Origin of the sequence: Microbacterium enclense (assembly GCA_038182865.1) — a bacterium.
Taxonomy (GTDB): Bacteria; Actinomycetota; Actinomycetes; order Actinomycetales; family Microbacteriaceae; genus Microbacterium; species Microbacterium enclense_B.
In genome coordinates this window covers 3,638,701-3,658,952 of sequence record CP116226.1, presented here as the reverse complement: position 1 = coordinate 3,658,952, position 20,252 = coordinate 3,638,701, and the positions used below count along the sequence as shown (strand labels likewise).

The 20,252-nt window shown below is 70.3% G+C and carries 19 protein-coding genes; 5 read left to right on the top strand and 14 right to left on the bottom strand.

The window, feature by feature from the left end; all coding sequences use genetic code 11:
• Positions 1 to 107: 107 nt before the first annotated feature.
• The 4 genes from nusB to PIR02_17385 form a co-directional block, all read right to left on the bottom strand.
• Positions 108 to 518 carry a transcription antitermination factor NusB gene (gene nusB, locus PIR02_17400; protein WZH36507.1) on the bottom strand — a complete coding sequence of 137 codons (411 nt, stop codon included), beginning with the start codon at positions 516 to 518 and terminating at the stop codon, positions 108 to 110.
• A gap of 2 nt (positions 519 to 520) precedes the next feature.
• Entirely contained in the window at positions 521 to 1,081 is a 561-nt protein-coding gene (gene efp / locus PIR02_17395; protein ID WZH36506.1) for an elongation factor P, read from the bottom strand.
• Between the two features lie 105 nt (positions 1,082 to 1,186).
• Positions 1,187 to 1,645, bottom strand: a complete 459-nt coding sequence (locus PIR02_17390) for a 3-dehydroquinate dehydratase (protein WZH36505.1) — start codon at positions 1,643 to 1,645, stop codon at positions 1,187 to 1,189.
• A 13-nt stretch (positions 1,646 to 1,658) separates the two neighbouring features.
• Positions 1,659 to 3,470, bottom strand: coding sequence for a TIM barrel protein (locus PIR02_17385; protein ID WZH36504.1), 1,812 nt, complete (start codon positions 3,468 to 3,470; stop codon positions 1,659 to 1,661).
• Between the two features lie 50 nt (positions 3,471 to 3,520).
• Between PIR02_17385 and PIR02_17380 the strand changes: the two genes are divergently transcribed.
• From PIR02_17380 to PIR02_17370, 3 genes are all read left to right on the top strand, one after another.
• On the top strand, positions 3,521 to 4,153 hold the full coding sequence (locus PIR02_17380) for a TetR/AcrR family transcriptional regulator (GenBank protein ID WZH36503.1): 633 nt from the start codon (positions 3,521 to 3,523) through the stop codon (positions 4,151 to 4,153).
• Positions 4,154 to 4,380: 227 nt separating this feature from the next.
• Positions 4,381 to 5,286: a shikimate dehydrogenase gene (locus PIR02_17375; GenBank protein WZH36502.1), complete on the top strand. Its 906-nt coding sequence runs from the start codon at positions 4,381 to 4,383 to the stop codon at positions 5,284 to 5,286.
• Between the two features lie 11 nt (positions 5,287 to 5,297).
• Positions 5,298 to 6,617 carry an MFS transporter gene (locus PIR02_17370; protein WZH36501.1) on the top strand — a complete coding sequence of 440 codons (1,320 nt, stop codon included), beginning with the start codon at positions 5,298 to 5,300 and terminating at the stop codon, positions 6,615 to 6,617.
• Positions 6,618 to 6,932: 315 nt separating this feature from the next.
• On the opposite strand, the gene aroB is transcribed toward PIR02_17370, so the two are convergent.
• The 10 genes from aroB to PIR02_17320 all read right to left on the bottom strand — a co-directional run bounded on the left by aroB (position 6,933) and on the right by PIR02_17320 (position 18,207).
• Entirely contained in the window at positions 6,933 to 8,009 is a 1,077-nt protein-coding gene (aroB, locus tag PIR02_17365; GenBank protein WZH36500.1) for a 3-dehydroquinate synthase, read from the bottom strand.
• Complete coding sequence (locus PIR02_17360; protein WZH36499.1) at positions 8,006 to 8,596, bottom strand: shikimate kinase; 591 nt, start codon at positions 8,594 to 8,596, stop codon at positions 8,006 to 8,008. Before PIR02_17360 ends, aroB begins: the two co-directional genes overlap by 4 nt.
• Positions 8,583 to 9,809 (bottom strand): chorismate synthase, encoded by a 1,227-nt coding sequence (gene aroC, locus PIR02_17355; protein ID WZH36498.1) that lies wholly within the window; start codon positions 9,807 to 9,809, stop codon positions 8,583 to 8,585. Before aroC ends, PIR02_17360 begins: the two co-directional genes overlap by 14 nt.
• A 4-nt stretch (positions 9,810 to 9,813) precedes the next feature.
• Positions 9,814 to 10,653: a shikimate dehydrogenase gene (locus PIR02_17350; GenBank protein ID WZH36497.1), complete on the bottom strand. Its 840-nt coding sequence runs from the start codon at positions 10,651 to 10,653 to the stop codon at positions 9,814 to 9,816.
• Positions 10,647 to 12,329 carry an endolytic transglycosylase MltG gene (mltG, locus tag PIR02_17345; protein WZH36496.1) on the bottom strand — a complete coding sequence of 561 codons (1,683 nt, stop codon included), beginning with the start codon at positions 12,327 to 12,329 and terminating at the stop codon, positions 10,647 to 10,649. Before mltG ends, PIR02_17350 begins: the two co-directional genes overlap by 7 nt.
• Position 12,330: 1 nt before the next feature.
• Positions 12,331 to 12,804 (bottom strand): Holliday junction resolvase RuvX, encoded by a 474-nt coding sequence (gene ruvX, locus PIR02_17340; GenBank protein ID WZH36495.1) that lies wholly within the window; start codon positions 12,802 to 12,804, stop codon positions 12,331 to 12,333.
• Positions 12,801 to 15,470, bottom strand: a complete 2,670-nt coding sequence (gene alaS / locus PIR02_17335) for an alanine--tRNA ligase (protein ID WZH36494.1) — start codon at positions 15,468 to 15,470, stop codon at positions 12,801 to 12,803. The genes ruvX and alaS overlap by 4 nt, the downstream gene beginning before the upstream one ends.
• Before the next feature lie 62 nt (positions 15,471 to 15,532).
• Positions 15,533 to 15,814 (bottom strand): ATPase, encoded by a 282-nt coding sequence (locus tag PIR02_17330; GenBank protein ID WZH36493.1) that lies wholly within the window; start codon positions 15,812 to 15,814, stop codon positions 15,533 to 15,535.
• A 163-nt stretch (positions 15,815 to 15,977) separates the two neighbouring features.
• Positions 15,978 to 16,607: a 30S ribosomal protein S4 gene (rpsD, locus tag PIR02_17325; protein WZH36492.1), complete on the bottom strand. Its 630-nt coding sequence runs from the start codon at positions 16,605 to 16,607 to the stop codon at positions 15,978 to 15,980.
• A gap of 187 nt (positions 16,608 to 16,794) precedes the next feature.
• The gene (locus PIR02_17320; GenBank protein ID WZH36491.1) at positions 16,795 to 18,207 is read right to left on the bottom strand and encodes a replication-associated recombination protein A; all 1,413 of its coding nucleotides are present in this window, start codon (positions 18,205 to 18,207) and stop codon (positions 16,795 to 16,797) included.
• A 106-nt stretch (positions 18,208 to 18,313) separates the two neighbouring features.
• Between PIR02_17320 and PIR02_17315 the strand changes: the two genes are divergently transcribed.
• Positions 18,314 to 18,610 carry a dioxygenase gene (locus PIR02_17315; GenBank protein WZH36490.1) on the top strand — a complete coding sequence of 99 codons (297 nt, stop codon included), beginning with the start codon at positions 18,314 to 18,316 and terminating at the stop codon, positions 18,608 to 18,610.
• A gap of 84 nt (positions 18,611 to 18,694) precedes the next feature.
• Positions 18,695 to 20,239: a DUF349 domain-containing protein gene (locus PIR02_17310; protein ID WZH36489.1), complete on the top strand. Its 1,545-nt coding sequence runs from the start codon at positions 18,695 to 18,697 to the stop codon at positions 20,237 to 20,239.
• Positions 20,240 to 20,252 lie beyond the last annotated feature (13 nt).

Here is a 20,252-nt window from a genome sequence, read left to right as displayed (position 1 = left end):
CCGGCCGCGCGCGTGCGCCGCCGCGCGGCATCCGGAATCCGCCGGAAAACGCCGCGACGCGACCGCCGACGAGAAGTCGGGGCCGCGTCGGAACACGTCGAGCGGGCTCAGGACGAGCGCGCGATCCGCGCCAGCACGCCGTGCACGAAAGAGCCGGAGTCGTCGGTCGAGAACTCCTTCGCGAGCTCCACGGCTTCGTCGATCGCGACGGCCGTGGGCACGTCGTCGTTGTAGAGGATCTCCCACGCACCGATCCGCAGCAGGGCGCGGTCGACGGCAGGCATGCGCTGCAGCGACCAGTCCTTGGCGAACGTCGTGATCTGCTCGTCGATCGCGTCGCGGTTGTCGATGACGCCGTCGACGATGTCGCGGGCGTAGAGCCACGACGCCTGACGGTCGGGCTCGGAAGCCGCGCGCTTGGCCTCGGTGGCCAGCATGACGGGGAGCTCCTCGCCGCGGACGTCGGCCTGGAACAGGATGTCGAGGGCGCGCTTGCGCGCCTTGGTACGGGCGGACAACGTCAGCTGATGCGGCCGAGGTACTCGCCGGTGCGAGTGTCGACCTTGATCTTCGTGCCGGTCTCGAGGAACAGGGGAACCTGCATCTCGTAACCCGTCTCGACCGTGGCGGGCTTCGTGCCGGCCGACGAGCGGTCGCCCTGCAGGCCCGGCTCGGTGTAGGTGACCTCGAGGACCACGGACGGCGGCAGCTCGATGTAGAGCGGGTTGCCGTTGTTCAGTGCGATCTGCACCTGCTGGTTCTCGAGCAGGAAGTTGGCGGCATCTCCGACGGTGGCAGCGCCCACGGTGATCTGGTCGTAGTCGGCGACGTCCATGAAGACGAAGCCTTCGCCGTCGTTGTAGAGGTAGGTGAAGTCACGACGGTCGACGTTCTCGATGTCGACCTTGGCGCCGGCGTTGAAGGTGCGGTCGACCGTCTTGCCGCTCATGACGTTCTTCAGCTTGGTGCGGACGAACGCGCCGCCCTTTCCGGGCTTGACGTGCTGGAATTCCACGACGTTCCACAGCTGACCGTCGATGCTGAGGACGACGCCGTTCTTGATGTCTGCGGTGGATGCCATGAGTGCCCGTATTCCGTTTCGTGTGGGAGGAGGGCCGCGCTGTGGCGCACGCCCAGCGGTCGAGTCTACGCGATGCCCTCTGCGGGCGCGATCGACCGTACGCCCTCAGCCGTCCGCGCGGCCCGAGATGACGTCGACGAGCAGTTCCACGGCTCGTGCGTACCCCGGGATGCCCTCGCCGATCACGTGGACGGCCGCGACGTCTTCGATGTACGAGAAGTGCCGGAACGGCTCGCGTTCCTTGATGTTCGAGATGTGCACCTCGGCAACCGGGAGGGCCACGGATGCCAGCGCGTCACGCAGCGCGACGGAGGTGTGCGTGAGTCCCCCGGCGTTGATCACGATGCCGGCGCAGTCCAGCCGCGCGGCGTGGATCGCATCGATGAGGACGCCTTCATGATTGCTCTGGATCGCGCGCACGGCGAGTCCGTGGCGCTCGGCTGCCTCGGCGGTGACCCTCTCGACGTCGGCGAGGGTGTCGGAGCCGTAGATCTCCGGCTGACGGGTGCCGAGCAGGTTGAGGTTCGGACCGTTGACGAGCAGCAGGCGGCGGGGCGTGGTCATGTCGGGCACGCTATCAGCGCCTCCCCTGCGCGGTCAGGCGCACGGGCGCGGTACCTGCTCCGTACCCGGCGTAGGAATCGACGCGTTCGACGAACTCGAAGAACACCTCGCCGATCGTGCGCGTGTAGAAGTGCAGGTACTCCCCCGCGGCATCCTGGTCGTATCCGAGGTGCAACTCACGCAGTTCGTCCACCGCGTCCGACGCGAGATCGAAGCGCGCCGCGATGTCGTCGTAGTAATTACCGGGCATCTCGAGGGGCGCGAACCCCCGATCGCGTGCCGCGCGGGCGGCGGCGCGGACGTCGTCGCACACGAACGCGACGTGCTGCGGGAGGGCGGCACCGGCGCGCTCCGAGGCCAGCACAGGGGGTGCCACGTTGAGTGGGATCCGCACCTGCCCGCCGGGTGCGACCAGCACGCGGCTGGCCACGAGACCGCGGGGTCCGGGGACGTCGGTGCTGCTGTCCACGCGGAGCGCGAAGCCCGCCGTGTAGAACAGGGTCGCCTCCTCGATGGCATCCCACGGCTGGGTGAGGCTCACGTGGTCGACGCCGCGGATGACCGTGTTCCGCTCGGGCTCCCCGTGCTCGAACTCCGCGACCCACGCCGGGTCGCCTTCGTCAGCGGCCTGTGCCCAGTACACCTCGGTCCCGTCGGGGGCGATCGCCCCGTCGAGACGCTCTTCTGTCGCGTAGGTGCGCCGGTAGGCGCGGGGAACCCCCAGCTCGTGCATGCGCAGGTCGACCGCTTCGGCGTCGTCCACCTCGAGGCCGATCGCCGCCAGCCGCGGCTCCCATCCCCGCGCGTGCTGTTCGTTGAGGATGACGCGCGCTTCTCCCGCGGTCCACAGGGTGACCGGTTTGGTGCGGTGCCGGCCCCGAGAGGTGAAGCCGAGCTGCCCGAGCAGCTCCTCGATCGCGGAGGTGTCCTCGGCTTTGACCTCGACGAAGTCGACACCGGAGGGGGCGGCCGAATCGGGGAGCATGCGCAGCTCGTCGGGGGTGTCGGGCAGGGCACGGGACACCGCGTCTTCCAGCCAGCGCAGCGACCGGCGGGCGTGCCGCGCGGTGCGCCGGGCATCGGTCTGGCGGAACGTGTCATTGAACACCTCGAGCGACCACGGGCCGGTGTACCCCGCCTCGACGATGCGGGCCGTGAAGTCGGTGAGATCGAAGTCGCCCTCGCCCGGGAAGAGACGGTGGTGCCGGCTCCACGACAGCACGTCCATGCTGAGGCGTGGCGCGTCGGCGAGCTGGACGAAGAAGATCTTCTCGCCCGGGATCTCGGCGATCGCCGCGGGGTCGTGACCGCGCGACAGGATGTGGAACGAGTCCAGGCACACCCCGACAGCGGGGTGGTCGGCGAGCTCGACGATGCGCCACGCGCGGCGGTAGTCGTCGATGAAACGCCCCCACGCGAGAGCCTCGAAGGCGATGCGGATGCCGTGCCCCGCCGCGAGATCGCCGAGGCGTCGCAGCTGGTCGGCGGAGACCTCGTCGTCGTCGATCGTGGCGGTCCCGACGTTGCTGCAGCACAGGACGAGATCAATGCCCAGGCGGTTCATGAGACGGAACTTCGCCTCGGCCCGGCGGAGGACCGCGGCGAACGCCTCGTCGTCGACGCCCTCGACGTCGCGCATCGGCTGGTACAGGTCGAGGCTGAGGCCGAGGCGGCCGGCCAGAGCGGCGACCTCCTCGGGGCTCTCGGGAGCGGCCAGCAGGTCGGGTTCGAAGATCTCGACGCCATCGAAGCCGGCGTCGGCGCAGGCGTGCAGTTTGTCGGCGAGCGTTCCGCTGATGCAGACGGTCGCGATCGAGGTCCTCATGGCGGCCGAATGTACCATCTGGTACAAAGTCGGTCTACTAGTCTGACCGCATGGCCGAGGCACGCAGAGATGCTGAGCGCACGCGCTCCGAACTGCTCGCCGTGGCGACCGAGGTCTTCGCCGAGGAGGGCTTCTCCGGCGCCCGGGTCGACGACATCGCCGCGCGCACCCGGACCACGAAGCGGATGATCTACTACTACTTCGGCGGGAAAGAGGGCCTCTATCGAGCCGTCCTCGAAGAGGCCTATCGCGGTATCCGCGAGGCGGAGCGCGCGATCGACGTCGATCACGCGGACCCGGTGGATGCCATCCGCGCCCTCGCCGAGCTGACCTTCGACCACCATGTCGGGCACGAGGCCTTTATCCGCCTCGTCGCGATCGAGAACATCCATCGCGGCGAGTTCATCCGGCAGATCGACGGATTGCGCACGCTGTCACAGCCGGCGAAGGGGCTGCTCGACGAGATCCTCGAGCGCGGACGCGCGGCCGGGGTCTTCCGCTCCGACGTCGATGCGATCGACGTGCACCTCGTGATCAGCTCGTATTGCGTCTTCCAGGTCGCGAACCAGTACACCTTCGGCCACCTCTTCGACGTCGACCTCGCCTCCCCCGAGCGTCGCGCCCACCTGCGCGCGGCCCTCGGTGACGTCGTGGTCGGCTGGCTGACCGTCCCCGCGCGCTGACCCGCCCCGGGCCCGCGCCGTTCCCGGGCAGTGAGTGTCCGAAACACTCGGACGCCTCGCGAGACCGTCCGGATGTCTTGGACACTCGACCCCGCCCCGGACCCCGCGCCCCGCGCTCCGCGCCCCGCGCGGCATCCGCATCTTGCCGTTGACACCACGGCCACCTCGTGGTTTCCTCTGAACGTACCGGTTAGTACATAACCGCCACGCGGACACGAAGGAGTACCGTGATCGACGCGCACCCGTACCTCGTCGGCCTCATCGGCACGGGGGTCCTCCCCTCGCTCACCCCGCCGATGCACATGGCCGAGGCACGTGCGCTGGGATTGACCTACGTCTATCGACCGCTCGACCTCACCGCGCTCGGGATCGATCCCGCCCGCATCGGCGACGTGCTCGCGTGGGCCGAGCGCCTCGGCTACGACGCCGTCAACGTCACGCACCCCTGCAAGCAGAGCGTGCTCGACCACCTCGACCGCATCGACCCCGTCGCCGCTGCCCTGGGCGCGGTGAACACGGTGCTCTTCACACCCAGCGGGCGGGTCGGCTACAACACCGACACGACGGGCTTCGCCGCCGCCTTCACGGACGGGCTTCCGGATGCCGAGACCCGCCACGTCGTCCAGCTCGGCGCGGGCGGGGCGGGGTCGGCCGTCGCCGACGCGCTGCTGCGCCTCGGCACCGCTCGACTGACCATCGTCGATCTCGACCCGGCCCGGGCCGGCGCTCTCGCCGCCGACCTGGGGTCGCGGCATCCGCTCGCCGTCGTCGACACCGCGCTGCCGGCGCGACTCGCCGATGTCCTCGCCGAGGCCGACGGCCTCGTGCACTGCACCCCGGTCGGCATGGCGGAGCACCCGGGTCTTCCCCTCGACGAGGCGTTGCTCCGGCCCGAGCTGTGGGTCGCCGACATCGTGTACCGCCCTCTCGACACCGAACTCCTCGTCACCGCGCGCGAGCGCGGCTGCCGCACCCTCAGCGGCGGACGTATGGCGGTCCACCAGGCCGTCGATGCGTTCGCCCTCATCACGGGGACGCGACCCGACCCCGATCGCATGACCGCTCACTTCCTCGACCTCGTATCCGCCGACAAAGCCCCCGACCGACCCGTCGACCCGGCCGTCGCCCGCTAAGGAGACAACGCATGACCACCCCCGCAACGACGCGGAAAACCCCCGTGAAGGCGGCCACCGCCAGCTTCATGGGAAGCGCCGTGGAGTACTACGACTTCTTCCTGTTCGGCTCTGCCGCCGCCCTCATCTTCCCCACGGTGTTCTTCCCGTCAGGTGATCAGGCGGCGTTGGTGATGTCGTTCGCGACCTTCGGGTTCGCGTACATCGCCCGTCCCTTCGGCGCGATCATCCTCGGCCACTTCGGCGACCGCATCGGGCGCCAGAAGGTGCTGATGTTCACCCTGCTGCTCATGGGCTTGTCGACCTTCGTCATCGGGTGCCTCCCGGGCTTCGCGCAGATCGGCTGGTTCGCGCCCGCGCTCCTCGTGCTGTGCCGTCTCGCCCAGGGTCTCTCGGCCGCGGGGGAACAGGCCGGGGCGTCATCGCTGACGCTCGAGCACGCCCCCGACGGGCGCCGCTCCTTCTTCACCTCGTGGACGCTCACCGGGACGCAGGGCGGCCAGATCCTCGCCGCTCTCGTCTTCATCCCCGTGGTCGCGCTCCCCGACGAGATCAAGTTCTCGTGGGGCTGGCGCGTGCCGTTCTGGCTCAGCGCGGTCGTCGTGGTCGTGGCGTTCTTCATCCGCCGGAGCCTGCACGAGACGCCCGAGTTCGAGCAGGCGAAAGCGACCGGTCAGATCGCACGGATGCCGCTGGTCCCGCTTCTGAAGAACCACTGGCGCGACGTGCTCCGCGTGATCTTCTGCGCCTTCATCGCCGCGGTCTCGACGGTCTTCGGCACCCTCGCCATCGCGTACGGCAAGGAGGTGGGCCTCGACGCCAGCGTGACGCTGTGGCTCGTCGTCGTCGCGAACGTGGTCGCGCTGTTCACCCAGCCGCTGTTCGGCAAGCTCGCCGACCGTATCGGGCGCAAGCCGGTCTTCATCTACGGCGCGCTCTCGTCCGCGGCGTTCATGCCGTTCTACATGCTGTCGATGGGGGGAGGGAACACCCTCCTCACGTTCGGTCTCGCGGTGCTGACGTTCTCGTGCGGGTACGCCGCGGCGAACGCCGTCTGGCCGTCGTTCTACGGCGAGATGTTCAGCACCCGCGTCCGCTTCTCGGGCATGGCGATCGGCACGCAGCTCGGCTTCCTCATGGCCGGCTTCGCGCCCAGCATCGTCGCAGCCCTCGGCGGTGGGGGTGCGGGCGGCTGGGTCGTCATCAGCCTCTTCACCGCCGCGATCGCGATCATCGCCTCGGTCAGTGCGCTGACGGCTCGCGAGACCCGCGACGTCCCCACCGATCAACTCGGCCTGCGCTCGGAGCAGCGCGTCCCCGCCGAGGTCTGACCAGGCTGATAGGCCCCGTCGCCTTCGGGCGGCGGGGCTTTTCGCGTCGCAGATCCGGAGAATGTCGGCAGATCCGGATGTCTCGTCGCGAATCGTCCGGATCCGTCGACCATCTCCGGATCCGGCGCGCGTCGCGGCATCCCGGGGCCGGCGCGCGCCGCGGCGGTGGCCCGGGAGAACAGGATGCCGTGGCATCCCGGATCCGGCGCGCGTCGCGGCATCCCGGGGCCGGCGCGCGCCGCGGCGGTGGCCCGGGAGAACAGGATGCCGTGGCATCCCGGGTCTGGCGTGTGCGGGGCCGCGAGATCGGGCGGACTACGCCCCGACCTCCTGGTAGGCCGCGAACAGGAGCGACTCGTCGGGTGCCTGCAGCACCGTGGGACGAGCCAGGTCGTCGAGCACGATGAAGCGCAGCATGCTGCCGCGGCTCTTCTTGTCGCGCTGCATGGTGGCCTTGAGCGTCTGGAACGCCCCGGCGCGGTAGGTCGTCGGCAGCCCCAACGACTCCAGCACCGTGCGGTGCCGCTGCGCGACGTCGTCGGACAGGCGTCCGGCCAGGCGCGACAGCTCGGCCGCGAACACCATGCCGACCGAGATCGCCGCCCCGTGGCGCCAGCGGTAGCGCTCGGCGTGCTCGATCGCGTGTCCGAGGGTGTGGCCGTAGTTGAGCACCTCGCGCAGGCCCGCCTCGCGGAGGTCTTCGCCCACGACCCGCGCCTTCATGTCGATCGCGAGCTCGATGCACCGACGGAACGCGTCGCCGCGGGGGTCCACGATCCCGGACGGGTCGGCCTCGATGAGATCGAGGATCTCCGGATGCCAGATGAAGCCGGCCTTGACCACTTCGGCGAAGCCGGCGGTCGCTTCGTTCTTCGACAGGGTGTCGAGCAGGTCGAGATCGCAGACCACGGCGACGGGCGGCCAGAAGGCGCCGACGAGGTTCTTCCCCTCGGCGGTGTTGATGCCGGTCTTTCCGCCCACGGCCGCGTCGACCATGCCGAGCACCGTGGTCGGCACCTGAACGAGCGCGACACCGCGCAGCCAGGTGGCGGCGACGAAGCCCGCCAGGTCGGTCACCGCTCCCCCGCCGAAGCCGACGACGACGTCGGTCCGCGTGAAGTCGGCCTGCCCCATCACCTGCCAGCAGAATGCGGCCACCTCGACGCGCTTGCCGGCCTCGGCGTCCGGGATCTCGGCGAGAAGCACCTGACGGTCGCCCATCAGCTGCGCGCGCAAGGCCTCGGCCTGCGCCGCGAGGGTCGGCGGGTGGACCACGAGCACCTTCTGCGCCCCGGCCGGCAGCACGTCGCTCAGCGAGGCGAGCAGGCCGCGGCCGATCGTGATGTCGTAGCCGGAGTCGCCGGCGACGCTGATGGTGGTGGTGTCGGTCATGCCGTCTCTCCGGCCGGCACACGGCGTGCCCAGGCCACGATGTCGTCGACGACCCGCACGAGGGGGCCCGACGAGGTGTCGAATGCGATGTCGGCGGTCTGCTCGTAGACGGGCCGCCGCTCTTCGAAGATGCGCTGCCACCGGGCCACGGGGTCTTCGCCGCCGAGGAGGGGCCGGTCGTTCCCATGGATCCGGGATGCCACCACGTGCGGTGCCACGGTCAGCAGCACGACGTGGTGCGCCCGGAGCCGGTCGCGCGTCACGGGGTCGAGTACCGCTCCCCCGCCGAGCGCGACGACACCCCCGCGTGCCAATGCCTCCGCGACGGCGTCTCGCTCCAGGGCACGGAAATGCGCCTCGCCGTGGGCGACGAACAGTGCCGGAATCGGGCCGTGATCGCGCACGACGAGCTTGTCGGTGTCGGTGAACGGCGTTCCGAGTGCGCGCGCCACACGACGGCCGACGCTGGTCTTCCCGGCCCCCATCGGTCCGATGAGAACGACGGCGGAGCCGACGGGATCGCCGGACGCGGGCGTTCCGGCATCCGGAGCCGACGCGTCTGCGGCCACCAGCTCAGGCGAGGTCATGCGCGAGCAGCGCGGCGTCGGAGGCGTCGGTCGTCCGCAGCGTCTCGGGCAGGTGCGCCACGTACGCCTCCAGGTTGCGACGCGTCTCGACGATGTTGTCGCCGCCGAACTTCTCCAGCAACGCGTCAGCGAGCGTCACGGCGACCATCGCCTCGGCGACCACCCCGGCGGCGGGCACGGCGCAGACGTCGGAGCGCTGGTGGTGAGCCGCGGCGGTGTCACCGGTGGCCACGTCGACCGTGCGCAGCGCCTTGGGGATCGTGGCGATCGGCTTCATGCCGGCGCGCACGCGCAGCACGGTTCCGGTCGACATGCCGCCCTCGGTGCCGCCCGCGCGATCGGAGGAGCGCGTGATGCCGTCGCCGGTGGCGAACAACTCGTCGTGCGCCTGGGAACCACGGCGGGTCGTGGTGAGGAACCCGTCGCCGACTTCCACGCCCTTGATCGCCTGGATGCTCATGAGCGCCTGAGCGAGCCTCGCGTCGAGTCGACGATCCCACTGCACGTGCGAACCGAGCCCCGGCGGCAGACCGTACGCGAGCACCTCGACGACGCCGCCGAGCGTGTCGCCGGTCTTCTTGGCGTCGTCGACCTCGGCGACCATCGCGGCGCTCGTCTCGGCGTGGAAACAGCGCAGCGGATCGGCGTCGAGACGATCGACATCGTCGGGGGTCGGGAGGCCGGCGTCGTCGGGAACGCGAACGGGGCCGATGGACAGGGTGTGGCTCACAAGACGGATGCCGAGTTCGCTGAGGAAGGAGCGCGCGATCGCGCCGAGGGCGACGCGGGCAGCCGTCTCGCGCGCGGAGGCGCGCTCGAGGATCGGACGGGCCTCGTCGAAGCCGTACTTCTGCATACCCACGAGATCCGCGTGGCCCGGACGCGGACGCGTGAGCGCGGCACCGCGACCGCGAGACTTGTCGGACAGCTCAACGGGCTCGGGACTCATGACCTCGGTCCACTTGGGCCACTCGGTGTTGCCGATGCGCAGGGCGATCGGGCTGCCGATCGTGAAACCGTGCACGATGCCTGTCGACAGCGTGAGTTCGTCTTCCTCGAACTTCATGCGCGAGCCGCGGCCGTACCCCAGGCGACGGCGCGCGAGCTCGGCGCGGATCTGCGCGGACGAGACGGGCACACCGGCCGGCATCCCCTCCATGAGGGCGATCAGTTCGGGGCCGTGGGACTCGCCGGCCGTGAGAACGCGAAGCATTCCTCTAGTCTCCCACGAGCGCGGTGCGCATTGCGGACAGCACCTCGTCCTCCCGATCCACGGCACGGTCCGGGTCGCCGTTCACGAAGACGCGCACCTGGAGCAGTGCCTGGTGCAGAAGCATCGGGAGGCCGCTGATCGCCGCGTTTCCGGCCGCGTCCCAGTGCGCAGCCAGGGCCGTCGGCCAGTTGCCGTAGACCACGTCGACGAGCAGACCACCGTTCTCGGCGAAGGGACGGATGCCGGGACCCGCATCGACCTTGCCCGGCAGGGCCCCGATCGTCACGTCGACCTCCGTCGGCGCACCCGGGTCGTCGAAGGACGACCGCACGACGTCGACCCCGACCGAGGCCCCCAGCTCGCGTAGCGGCGTGACCGCTTCCGGACGCCTGGCCACGACCTCGACACGGTCGGCGCCGAGCTCGGCGAGCGACAGCACCGCCGATGTCGCGGTTGCGCCCGCACCGAGGATCCGCGCCGTATCGGCGCGAACCACACCGGCCTCGCGGAGCGCACGCGCCAGCCCTCCGACGTCGGTGTTGAACCCGTGAGGACCGCCGGGGGTCAGCAGGTACGTGTTCACCGCCCCCGTGCGCCTCGCCGCGTCATCGAGCGACACCGCCGCCCGCGCAGCGGCGTTCTTCAGCGGCATCGTCAGGGACAGGCCGCGCCACGTGGCATCCAGATCCTGGATCCGCGAAATGAACGCGGCCTCGCTGACGCGCTCGCGCCCGTACTTCCAGTCGAGCCCGAGCACGTCGTAGGCCGCGGCGTGCAACCGGGGCGACCGCGAATGCTCGATCGGGTCGCCCCAGACGGCGAGGCGGGTGGTGCCGGTCAGCATCCGCCGTCGGGGTTCTCGCGGCACCATTGCTGGAACTGATCCACGGCCTTCAGCTGATCGGCGTAGGTGGTCGAGAACACGGTCTCGCCCGTCGCCAGGTTCACGGTCGTGAAGTAGTACCAGCTGCCTTCCGCAGGGTGCATCGCCGCGTCGATGGCGAGGTCGCCCGCGTTGGCGATCGGTCCGATCGGCAGTCCGGGATGGATGTAGGTGTTCCACGGATTGTCACTGGTCAGCGCGTTCTCGGACGATGACGACGATCCGGCACCGATCTCCCCGACGCCGTACTGCGCCGTCGAATCCATCTGGAGCAGGCCGTGCGTCTCATCGTTGTCGGGCTGGAGCCGGTTCTCGATGACGCGTGACACCTTGTAGAAGTCGTCGGACTCGCGCGCCTCGCGTTCGATGATCGACGCGATGATGAGGATTCGCTCGCGGTCGGCCTCAGGCACACCCGCCTGATCGAGCGACTGCACCGTGCGCTGCACCATCCGCGTGATGACGTCCTTCGCGGTCACCCCCTCGTCGAAGTCGTAGGTCGCGGGGAAGATCCAGCCCTCGAGGGAGGAAGCCGAGACGCCGTACTGCGAGGGGTCGGCGACCGCGGCGTCCAGGTCGGCGCGCGCGATGCCGGCCTGCTCCGAGATCGCGTCCAGAGACTGGGTGAGGGTCAGGCCCTCGCGCAGCTGCACCGAGTTGTCGAGGCGGTTCGCAGGGTCGCGGAGCGCCGCGATCACGGCTTCAGAGGTCATCTGCTTCTGCAGCTTGTACACCCCGGGCTGGAAGGTGAAGCCGACGGAGTTGTCGACCATGTACTTGTAGAGCGAGTTCGAGGCCTTCGTGACGCCCGCGTCGAACAGCTTCGGCGACACCGATTCACCCGTGTCGCCCGAGACGATCGTCACCCGCACTTCACCCGTGGCCATCCCGGCTTCGTAGTCGGTCGGCTCGCCGGTGCCCAAGAACGCCTGGACGCGTTCGCCGTAGGTGTTCCACAGGGCGAATCCTCCGCCCACGAGACCTCCGATGATCGCGAGCACGATGGCGAGAGCGATCCACCCGCCGACCCGGCGGCGTTTCTTCGGCGGACGGGGGGCGGGGGCACCGATCTGGTCGGTGTGTGCGCGTCCGGCGAAGAGGTCTTCGAGCGATCCCCCGGCGGCGGAACCCGACGACGGAACAGAGGATGCCGCGCCGCCGGCCGCACCGACGAGGGCGGGCTCGCGCTCAGGCGCGGTGGCGGGCATCGGGGCAGTGGGCGGCTGCGCGGCTGCCCGCGGTGCGTCGAGTGATCGCGAGGTCTGCCCGGGCTGGGACGGCTGCGCGGCGGACGGCCGCGCGGCCGTCGGCTGTGCCGCAGCCGGGCGTGTGACGGGCTGATCGGGCTGCTCTGCCGCCGGTCGCGCGTCGCCGAGGGCGGTCGGCCGGTCGGCGGCGGGCTCTGCGGCTGCCGCCGTCGGCATCTGCGAGCCGGGCGGCGCGGCGGTCGGACCTGTCTGCGCGCGTGCCGCACGGGCGGCACGGCGTGACGGCGGGACGTCGGTCGTCGCCGTGCTCGCTTCCTCAGCCGATGCGGGGCGGCGCGTCGGGCCGTTCGCGGCGGAACGGGGGTCGGGCAGACGTCCGTACAGCTCGGCGAAAGGATCGTCGGCGGTCGGGTCGTTGGTGTCGGGCATGTCAGGCGGGCTCCTGTCCCGGTGTGACGGCGGGTCCGGCCGGCTCGCCGGACTGTCGCTCCACGTCGAGCGCCTGCTGCAGCAGCACCACAGCGGCGACTTGGTCCACAATGCTACGAGAGTCACGCTGAGAACGTCCTGCCTGCCGCAGGACACCGTGCGCCGAGACCGTGCTGAGACGCTCGTCGACGAGGCGCACGGTGACGCTCAGCGCCGCCGCCACCTCCGCCGCGAACACCCGCGCATCGGTCGTCGAGGGGGTGTCCTCCCCGCGGAGGTTCAGCGGCAGACCGACGAGCACTTCGAACGCCTCGTACTCCTGCGCGAGGGCGACGATGCGGCGCACGGGCTCGCCCTTGCGCGGCACCGTCTCGACGGGGACCGCGAGGAGACCGTCCGGGTCCGAGCGGGCCACGCCCACGCGGGCGCGCCCGACATCGATCCCCAGACGGATGCCGCGCCGGAAATCCGTCACGCGGTGGTCGCCCGGACGTCAGCGACGATGCCCTCCAGCGCCTTCGGCAGGGCAGCGGCATCCGTTCCGCCGCCCTGAGCGACGTCCGGACGACCACCGCCGCCACCGCCGAGGATCCCCGCGGCGGCCTTCGCGAGCGCACCGGCAGTGAGACCCCGCTCGCGTGCGGCGTCGTTGGTGACGACGACCACCGTGGCACGGCCGCCGGCGACCGACGCGAGGGCGACGACCGCGGGGTCGGACCCGAGACGATCGCGCACCTGCAGCGCGAGCGAGCGCACGTCGTCGGCCGAGGCGCCCTCTCCGAGGCTTTCGGCGACGACGCGGACGGTGCCGACCGAGACAGCCGATTCCGCGAGCTGCGGAAGGCGACCGCTCAGCGCCTGCGCCTCGAACGCGGCGATCTTCTTCTCGGCGGCCTTCAGGCTCGCGGCGAGCTCGGCGATGCGGGTCGTGAGCTGCTCACGCGGTGTCTTGAGCGAGGTCGACAGCTGCGAGACGATCGCGCGCTCGGCGGCGAGGTCACGGAACGCGTCCAGACCCACCAGCGCCTCGACGCGGCGGTTCGAGGCGCCGACCGACTGCTCGCCGACGAGGTTGACCAGTCCGATCTCTGCGCTGCGGGCGACGTGCGTGCCACCGCAGAGTTCGCGCGACCAGGGACCGCCGATGTCGACCATGCGCACGGTGTCGCCGTACTTCTCGCCGAACAGTGCCATCGCGCCGGCGGCCTTCGCCTCATCGAGCGACATCACGCGAGTGGTGACCTCGAGGTTGTCGCGCACGGCGTTGTTGGCGATGTCTTCGATCTCGGTGCGGGTCTCGGGAGAGAGCGCCGAGCTCCAGCTGAAGTCGAACCGCATGTAGCCGGCGCGGTTCAGCGAGCCGGTCTGCGTCGCCGTCTTTCCGAGGGTGTCGCGGATCGCGGCGTGCACGAGGTGCGTGGCGGAGTGCGCCTGCTGCGCCGAATGACGGTTGAGGGCGTCGACGACGGTGGTCGCGGGGGCACCCACCGACACCTCGCCGGTGGTGACCTCGACGGTGTGGCTGATGAGACCGGGTACGGGGCGCTGGACGTCGAGCACCTCGAGCTCGTAGCCCGGACCGGCGATCGTCCCCTTGTCGGCGACCTGACCGCCCGACTCGGCGTACAGAGCCGTCTCGGCGGTGATGATCTCGGCGATCTGCCCCTCGGAGGCGCGGTCGGTTCCCTGACCACCGACCAGGATGCCGAGGACCCGGGACTCCGTCTGCAGCTCGGTGTAGCCGGTGAACACCGTCTCACCCAGCGCGCGGAACTCGCGGTACGCGCTCTGATCTGCGATGGCACCCTTTCGGGCGCGGGCATCGGCCTTCGCGCGCGAACGCTGCTCCTGCATGAGCTGGTCGAACGCGCCGCGGTCGACCGAGAGCCCCGCCTCTTCGGCGATCTCGAGGGTGAGGTCGATCGGGAAGCCGTACGTGTCGTGCAGCAGGAACGCCTCGGACCCTGACAGGGTTGTGCCGCCGCCGTTCTTGGCCTCGGCGACGGACTGGTCGAGGATGGCCGAGCCCGCCGCGAGCGTGCGCAGGAAGGTCTGCTCTTCCGCGATGGCGTACGCCGACAGGCGGGCGTAGTCGGTCTCGACCTCGGGGTAAGACTCCTTCATCGCGTCGCGCGAGGCGGCGAAGAGCTCGGGGAACGTGGCGCCCTCGACGCCCAGCAGGCGCATGGAGCGGATCGCGCGACGCATGATGCGGCGGAGGATGTAGCCGCGTCCCTCGTTCGACGGCGTCACGCCGTCGGCGAGCAGCATGAGCGACGACCGTACGTGGTCGGCGACGATGCGCAGGCGGACGTCGTCCTCGTGCGACTCGTTGCCGTACTGCTTGCCGGCGAGGGATGCCGCGAGGTCGAGCACCGGGCGGACCTGGTCGGTCTCGTACATGTTGTCGACGCCCTGCTTGATGAACGCGATACGCTCCAGGCCCATGCCGGTGTCGATGTTCTTGGCCGGGAGTTCGCCGACGATGTCGAAGTCGTACTTCGAGCGCACGTTCGTGATCTCGTACTGCATGAACACGAGGTTCCAGATCTCGACGTACCGGTCGTCGTCGGTCGCGGGACCGCCGTCGATGCCGTAGGCCGGGCCGCGGTCGAAGAAGATCTCCGAACACGGACCCGCGGGGCCGGGAAGCCCGGTCGACCAGTAGTTCGTGTCCTTGCCCAGGCGCTGGATGCGATCCTCGGGCAGGCTGCTGAGCTTCAGCCAGAGGTCGTGCGCCTCGTCGTCTTCTTCGTAGACGGTGACCCACAGGTCCTTCGGATCGAAGGCCAGACCGCCCTCCGACTCGGGGGCGGTGAGCAGCTCCCACGCGAAGCGGATCGCGTCTTCCTTGAAGTAGTCGCCGAACGACCAGTTGCCGAGCATCTGGAAGAACGTGCCGTGGCGGGGCGTCTTGCCCACTTCCTCGATGTCGTTGGTACGTATGCACTTCTGCACGTCGGCGGCACGAGGGTACGGGGGCGGGACGACGCCGCTCAGGTACGGGATGAAGGGCACCATGCCCGCCACGGTGAACAGCAGGGCCGGGTCGTCGGTGACGAGCGAGGCCGACGGGACGATCGTGTGGTTCTTCTTCTCGAAGAAGTCGAGGAAGCGCTGGGCGATCTCGGCGGTTTTCATGGCGGGTCTTTCCGTGCGCAGGCGGCAACCGCCCCGGGCGTCGGGGCAGCTGCCTGAGGAGGTCAGTCTGAGGAGGGTGCGGCGTTCTTGGCCGCGGCGGCGGCATCGTCGACGGCATCGGACGCGCGTTCGACCGCGGAAGCCGCGACGCCCTTCACGTCGTCGACGATCTCGGAGAGGCGGGTCTCCTGCGCGTGGTAGGCGTCGCTCATGCGGTCGGTGAACTCACCGATTCGGGAATCGAGCTGTGCGAACAGCTCCTGACCCCGCGGGTCCTTGTTGACCAGGTGGGCGGCGACGAATCCGCCGGCGATACCCAACGCGAACCAGACGAGGCTTCTCACGATCACCACTTCTTCCTCGATACGACGCCGCGGTCGCGGCATCCTTCATCGTAGGCGACGGCTCCTGCGGGCCGCATGCCGAGTCGGCATCCATCCGATCGATGACCGCCGGGAACGCCGAAGGGCGCCGGGAGAACCCGACGCCCTTCGGTGCTCGCTGGGATCAGCGGGCGGCGTAGTACTCGACGACGAGCTGCACGTCACACGTGACGGGCACCTCGGCGCGCTTGGGGCGACGGACGAGCTTCGCCTGCAGCGTCGAGAGGTCGACCTCGAGGTAGCCCGGAACGGGGGGCAGCACTTCGGCGTGTCCACCGGCGGCGGCGACCTGGAAGGGCTCGAGACCCTCGCTCTTGGGCTTGACGTGGATCTGCTGGCCCGGCTTCACACGGAACGACGGGCGGTCCACGAGCTGGCCGTCGACCAGGATGTGGCGGTGCACGACGAGCTGGCGAGCCTGCGCGGTGGTGCGGGCGAAGCCCGAACGCACGACGAGGGCGTCCAGACGCATCTCGAGCAGCTCGACCAGGTTCTCACCGGTCAGGCCGTCGGTGCGGCGGGCCTCGTTGAACGCGATACGCAGCTGCTTCTCGCGGATGCCGTACTGCTCGCGCAGACGCTGCTTCTCGCGGAGACGGACGGCGTAGTCGCTGTCGGCCTTGCGCTTGGTGCGGCCGTGCTCACCGGGAGCGTAGGGACGCTTCTCGAGGTAGCGGGCGGCCTTGGGGGTGAGTGCGACGCCGAGGGCGCGCGACAGACGCACCTTGCGGCGGTCCTGAGACTTCGTGGTCACGAAGTTCTCCTTCCGATGACGTGGCCGCGCCTTTCACGGCTCACGGACGTATCGCCCCCTTCCGCCCGAACCGATGTGCACGCCGGGGCACACCGAAAGGTGATCACAAGAAGGAGGGGATGCCCGAAAACCCTGTTTCGAGCCGATTCATGCTACCAGAGCTGCCTGCGCGTCCCGGTTGCCGGTCTCACGAGCCGTCGAGGATGCGTCGGATCTTCTCCAGACGCGCGGACACGTCGCGCTCGGCCCCGTGATTGGTGGGCTCGTAGTAGCGGCGTCCGCGGAGCTCGTCGGGCAGGTACTGCTGCGTCACGATGCCGATTTCGCTGTCGTGGGCGTACTTGTATCCCTTGCCGTGGCCTAGGCGCTTCGCCCCGGGGTAGTGCGCGTCCCGCAGGTGCATCGGAACGCGCCCCAACCCGCCGGCGCGGACGTCCGCGATCGCGGCGTTGATGGCGTTGTAGGCCGCGTTCGACTTCGCTGTCGTGGCGAGGTACACCGTGGCCTCGGCGAGAGGGATACGGCCCTCGGGCATACCGATGAACGCGACGGCGTCGGCGGCGGCGACGGCGATCTGCAGTGCCTGCGGGTCGGCCATGCCGATGTCTTCGGCCGCGGAGATCACGAGGCGTCGGGCGATGAACCGCGGGTCCTCCCCCGCCTCGATCATCCGTGCGAGGTAGTGGATGGCGGCATCCGGATCGGAGCCTCGCACCGACTTGATGAAGGCGCTGATGACGTCGTAGTGCTCGTCTCCCTGGCGGTCGTAGCGCAGCAGGGCGCGGTCGACGGCCTGGGCGATGTGGTCGGCCGTGATGACGGGCAGCTCGCGGGGCGCGTCGGCATCCGCCTCCTCCCCCGCATCGTCATGGTCATCGCCATCGTCGTCGTCGTCACCGGTGGATACGGCAGCACCGGCATCGTCGCCCGCTACCGACGCGGCCGCTTCCAAGGCCGTCAGCGCACGACGGGCGTCGCCCGAGGCCAGGCGCACGAGAGCGGCCCGCGCGTCGGCGTCGAGGACGACACGGCCAGCCAGTCCGCGCGGATCGCTGACTGCGCGATCGACGAGGGCGCCCAGGTCGTCGTCGCCGAGCGGCCGGAGGGTCAGCAGGAGAGACCGGGAGAGGAGCGGCGAGATGACCGAGAACGAGGGGTTCTCCGTCGTCGCCGCGATGAGCACGACCCATCCGTTCTCGACTCCCGGAAGCAACGCATCCTGCTGGGCCTTGGTGAAACGGTGGATCTCGTCGAGGAACAGAATGGTCGACTGCCCGTAGAGATCGCGCTGCGTCAGTGCCTCTTGCATCACCTCGCGGACGTCTTTGACTCCGGCGGTGATCGCCGACAACTCGACGAAGCGTCGTCCCGACGAGCGGGCGATCGCCTGGGCGAGGGTGGTCTTGCCGGTTCCGGGCGGTCCCCAGAGGATGACGGACACCGCGGATCCGGATGCCGACGAGTCGGTGGTGGCGAGAGTGACAAGCGGTGACCCCGGGCGCAGGAGGTGGCCCTGGCCCGCGACCTCGTCGAGACTCGCGGGCCGCATGCGCACGGCGAGCGGCGTCTGACCCTGGAAGAGAGCGGAGGAGGCGGACACCGAACCAGGCTAGCCGCGCCCACCGACACCGTCGTCGCTCTTTTGGGCGGCTCCCCCGCTGCTGCGTAGGATCGGGGACGGCCGGGATCGGCCGGAGGAGGTCGATGTGGCGACGGGCGGAAAAGACCGGCAGAGCCGCGAGCAGCGCGAACGCGCCCGGGTCTACCAGGCGCGGCAGGAACTGCACCGCCGTCAGGGGCAGCGCCGAACTCGCGACAACGTGCTCGGCGTCGTCATCGGACTCATCGTCATCGCCGGCGCCATCGGCGCGCAGACCCTGTACTTCGTGGCGGGCCCGGGTGCGCCTGCGCCGTCGCCGACCGTGACCGACACCCCCACGCCATCGCTCTCTCCCGACGCGCCGGTGCCCGAGCCGGAGTCGTCGGTCGCACCCACGCCCTGATCCCGTCACGCCGTCGCCGGTCGTACTAGGCTCGGAAGCGTCCTTCTCCCCCAGGCGGCGCTGCCGCGATGAGGTGCTACTTCCGTGACTTCCGCTTCCTCCCCCGACACCGACGGCCCGCGCGACTCCTCGAGCGACGCGGCCGACGAGCTGGTCCCCGCCACCGACGAGACGACGCTCTCGCATGACGAGTCCGCCGCGGCGACCGACCCGGCCGACGTGCCCGCTGAAGTCGACACCGCCGTGCCCGAGTCCGAGAACACTGTGGCCGAGGGCGAGCCTTCGGAACCGGATGCCGCCGAGCCCGCGCCGGCCGCCGCTCCCGCCCCGGCCGCTGCTCCCGCGCCGTCGCCGACGCTCGCCGCCCGGCCCGGACCCCGTCCGGGTGCGCGCGTCGCCGCCCCCACCGAGCCGTGGGGTCGTGTCGACGAGGAGGGCACCGTGTCGGTGCGCGAGGCCGATGGCTGGCGCGTCGTGGGTCAGTACCCCGACGGCACTCCCGACGAGGCGCTGGCCTACTTCCAGCGCAAGTTCGCCGATCTTGCCAGCGAGGTGACCCTCCTCGAAGTTCGTCACCGCCGCGGAGGCGCCTCCGCCTCCGACCTGCGCTCCACCGCGCTCACCGTGCGCGCGAAGCTCGAGGGTGCTGCCGCGGTCGGCGACCTCGCAGCCCTCGTCGCGCGCATCGACGCCCTCACCGCGGAGCTGGCGGAGGCGAGTGAGACCGAGGCCGCCGCGGCGAAAGAGGCCGTGGCCGACGCCGTGCGGGAGCGCACGGTCATCGTCGAGCAGGCCGAGGCGCTGGCCGCCCGCGACCCGCAGACCGTGCAGTGGAAGCAGAGCACGGCGGAGATGTCCGCGCTGTTCGACCGGTGGCAGGCCCACCAGCAGAACGGCCCCCGACTGCCGAAGTCCACGGCGCAGCAGCTGTGGCGTCGCTTCCGCGACGCCCGTGCGAGCTTCGACCGCCACCGCCGCGAGTTCTTCTCGTCGCTGGATGAGACCCACAAGGCCGCCCGCGACGTGAAGACGCGCCTCGTCGAGCGCGCCGAGGCGTTGGCCCCCCGCGGTGAAGACGGCATCGGCGCGTACCGCGACCTCCTCGGCGAGTGGAAGGCCTCTGGCCGAGCCGGTCGCAAGGTCGACGACGCGCTCTGGGCTCGGTTCAAGGCCGCGGGTGACGCGTTGTACGGTGCTCGCGTCGAGCGCGAGGCCGCCGACATCGAGGCCTCCCGCGAGAAGATCGAGCAGAAGCGCGCTCTCCTCGAGAAGGCGGCCCCGATCGTCGACGAGAAGAACCTCGCCACCGCCCGTCAGCGCCTCACGGCCATCCAGCGCGAGTGGGACGAGATCGGCCGGGTGTTCCCGCGCGACGTCGAGCGCGGTCTCGACGACGACCTGCGCAAGATCGAGCAGAGCGTGCGCACGCGTGAAGACGCCGACTGGAAGCGCAACGATCCCGAGCAGAAGGCGCGTGCGAACGATATGACGCGCCAGATCACCGACGCGATCGCCAAGCTCGAAAGCGAGCTCGCCGATGCCGAGGCCCGCGGCGATAAGCGTGCCGCCGCGCAGGCGGCCGAAGCGCTCGAGGCGCGCCGCGGCTGGCTGCGTGCGCTCGGCGGCTGACCCCCGTTTCTCC

Bases quoted from the DNA above. Each gene is read 5' to 3' on its own strand.
- efp (WZH36506.1), bottom strand. From the start codon at position 1,081: ATGGCATCCACCGCAGACATCAAGAACGGCGTCGTCCTCAGCATCGAC.
- PIR02_17390 (WZH36505.1), bottom strand. From the start codon at position 1,645: ATGACCACGCCCCGCCGCCTGCTGCTCGTCAACGGTCCGAACCTCAAC.
- PIR02_17385 (WZH36504.1), bottom strand. From the start codon at position 3,470: ATGAGGACCTCGATCGCGACCGTCTGCATCAGCGGAACGCTCGCCGAC.
- PIR02_17380 (WZH36503.1), top strand. From the start codon at position 3,521: ATGGCCGAGGCACGCAGAGATGCTGAGCGCACGCGCTCCGAACTGCTC.
- PIR02_17370 (WZH36501.1), top strand. From the start codon at position 5,298: ATGACCACCCCCGCAACGACGCGGAAAACCCCCGTGAAGGCGGCCACC.
- aroB (WZH36500.1), bottom strand. From the start codon at position 8,009: ATGACCGACACCACCACCATCAGCGTCGCCGGCGACTCCGGCTACGAC.
- PIR02_17360 (WZH36499.1), bottom strand. From the start codon at position 8,596: ATGACCTCGCCTGAGCTGGTGGCCGCAGACGCGTCGGCTCCGGATGCC.
- aroC (WZH36498.1), bottom strand. From the start codon at position 9,809: ATGCTTCGCGTTCTCACGGCCGGCGAGTCCCACGGCCCCGAACTGATC.
- PIR02_17350 (WZH36497.1), bottom strand. From the start codon at position 10,653: ATGCTGACCGGCACCACCCGCCTCGCCGTCTGGGGCGACCCGATCGAG.
- mltG (WZH36496.1), bottom strand. From the start codon at position 12,329: ATGCCCGACACCAACGACCCGACCGCCGACGATCCTTTCGCCGAGCTG.
- alaS (WZH36494.1), bottom strand. From the start codon at position 15,470: ATGAAAACCGCCGAGATCGCCCAGCGCTTCCTCGACTTCTTCGAGAAG.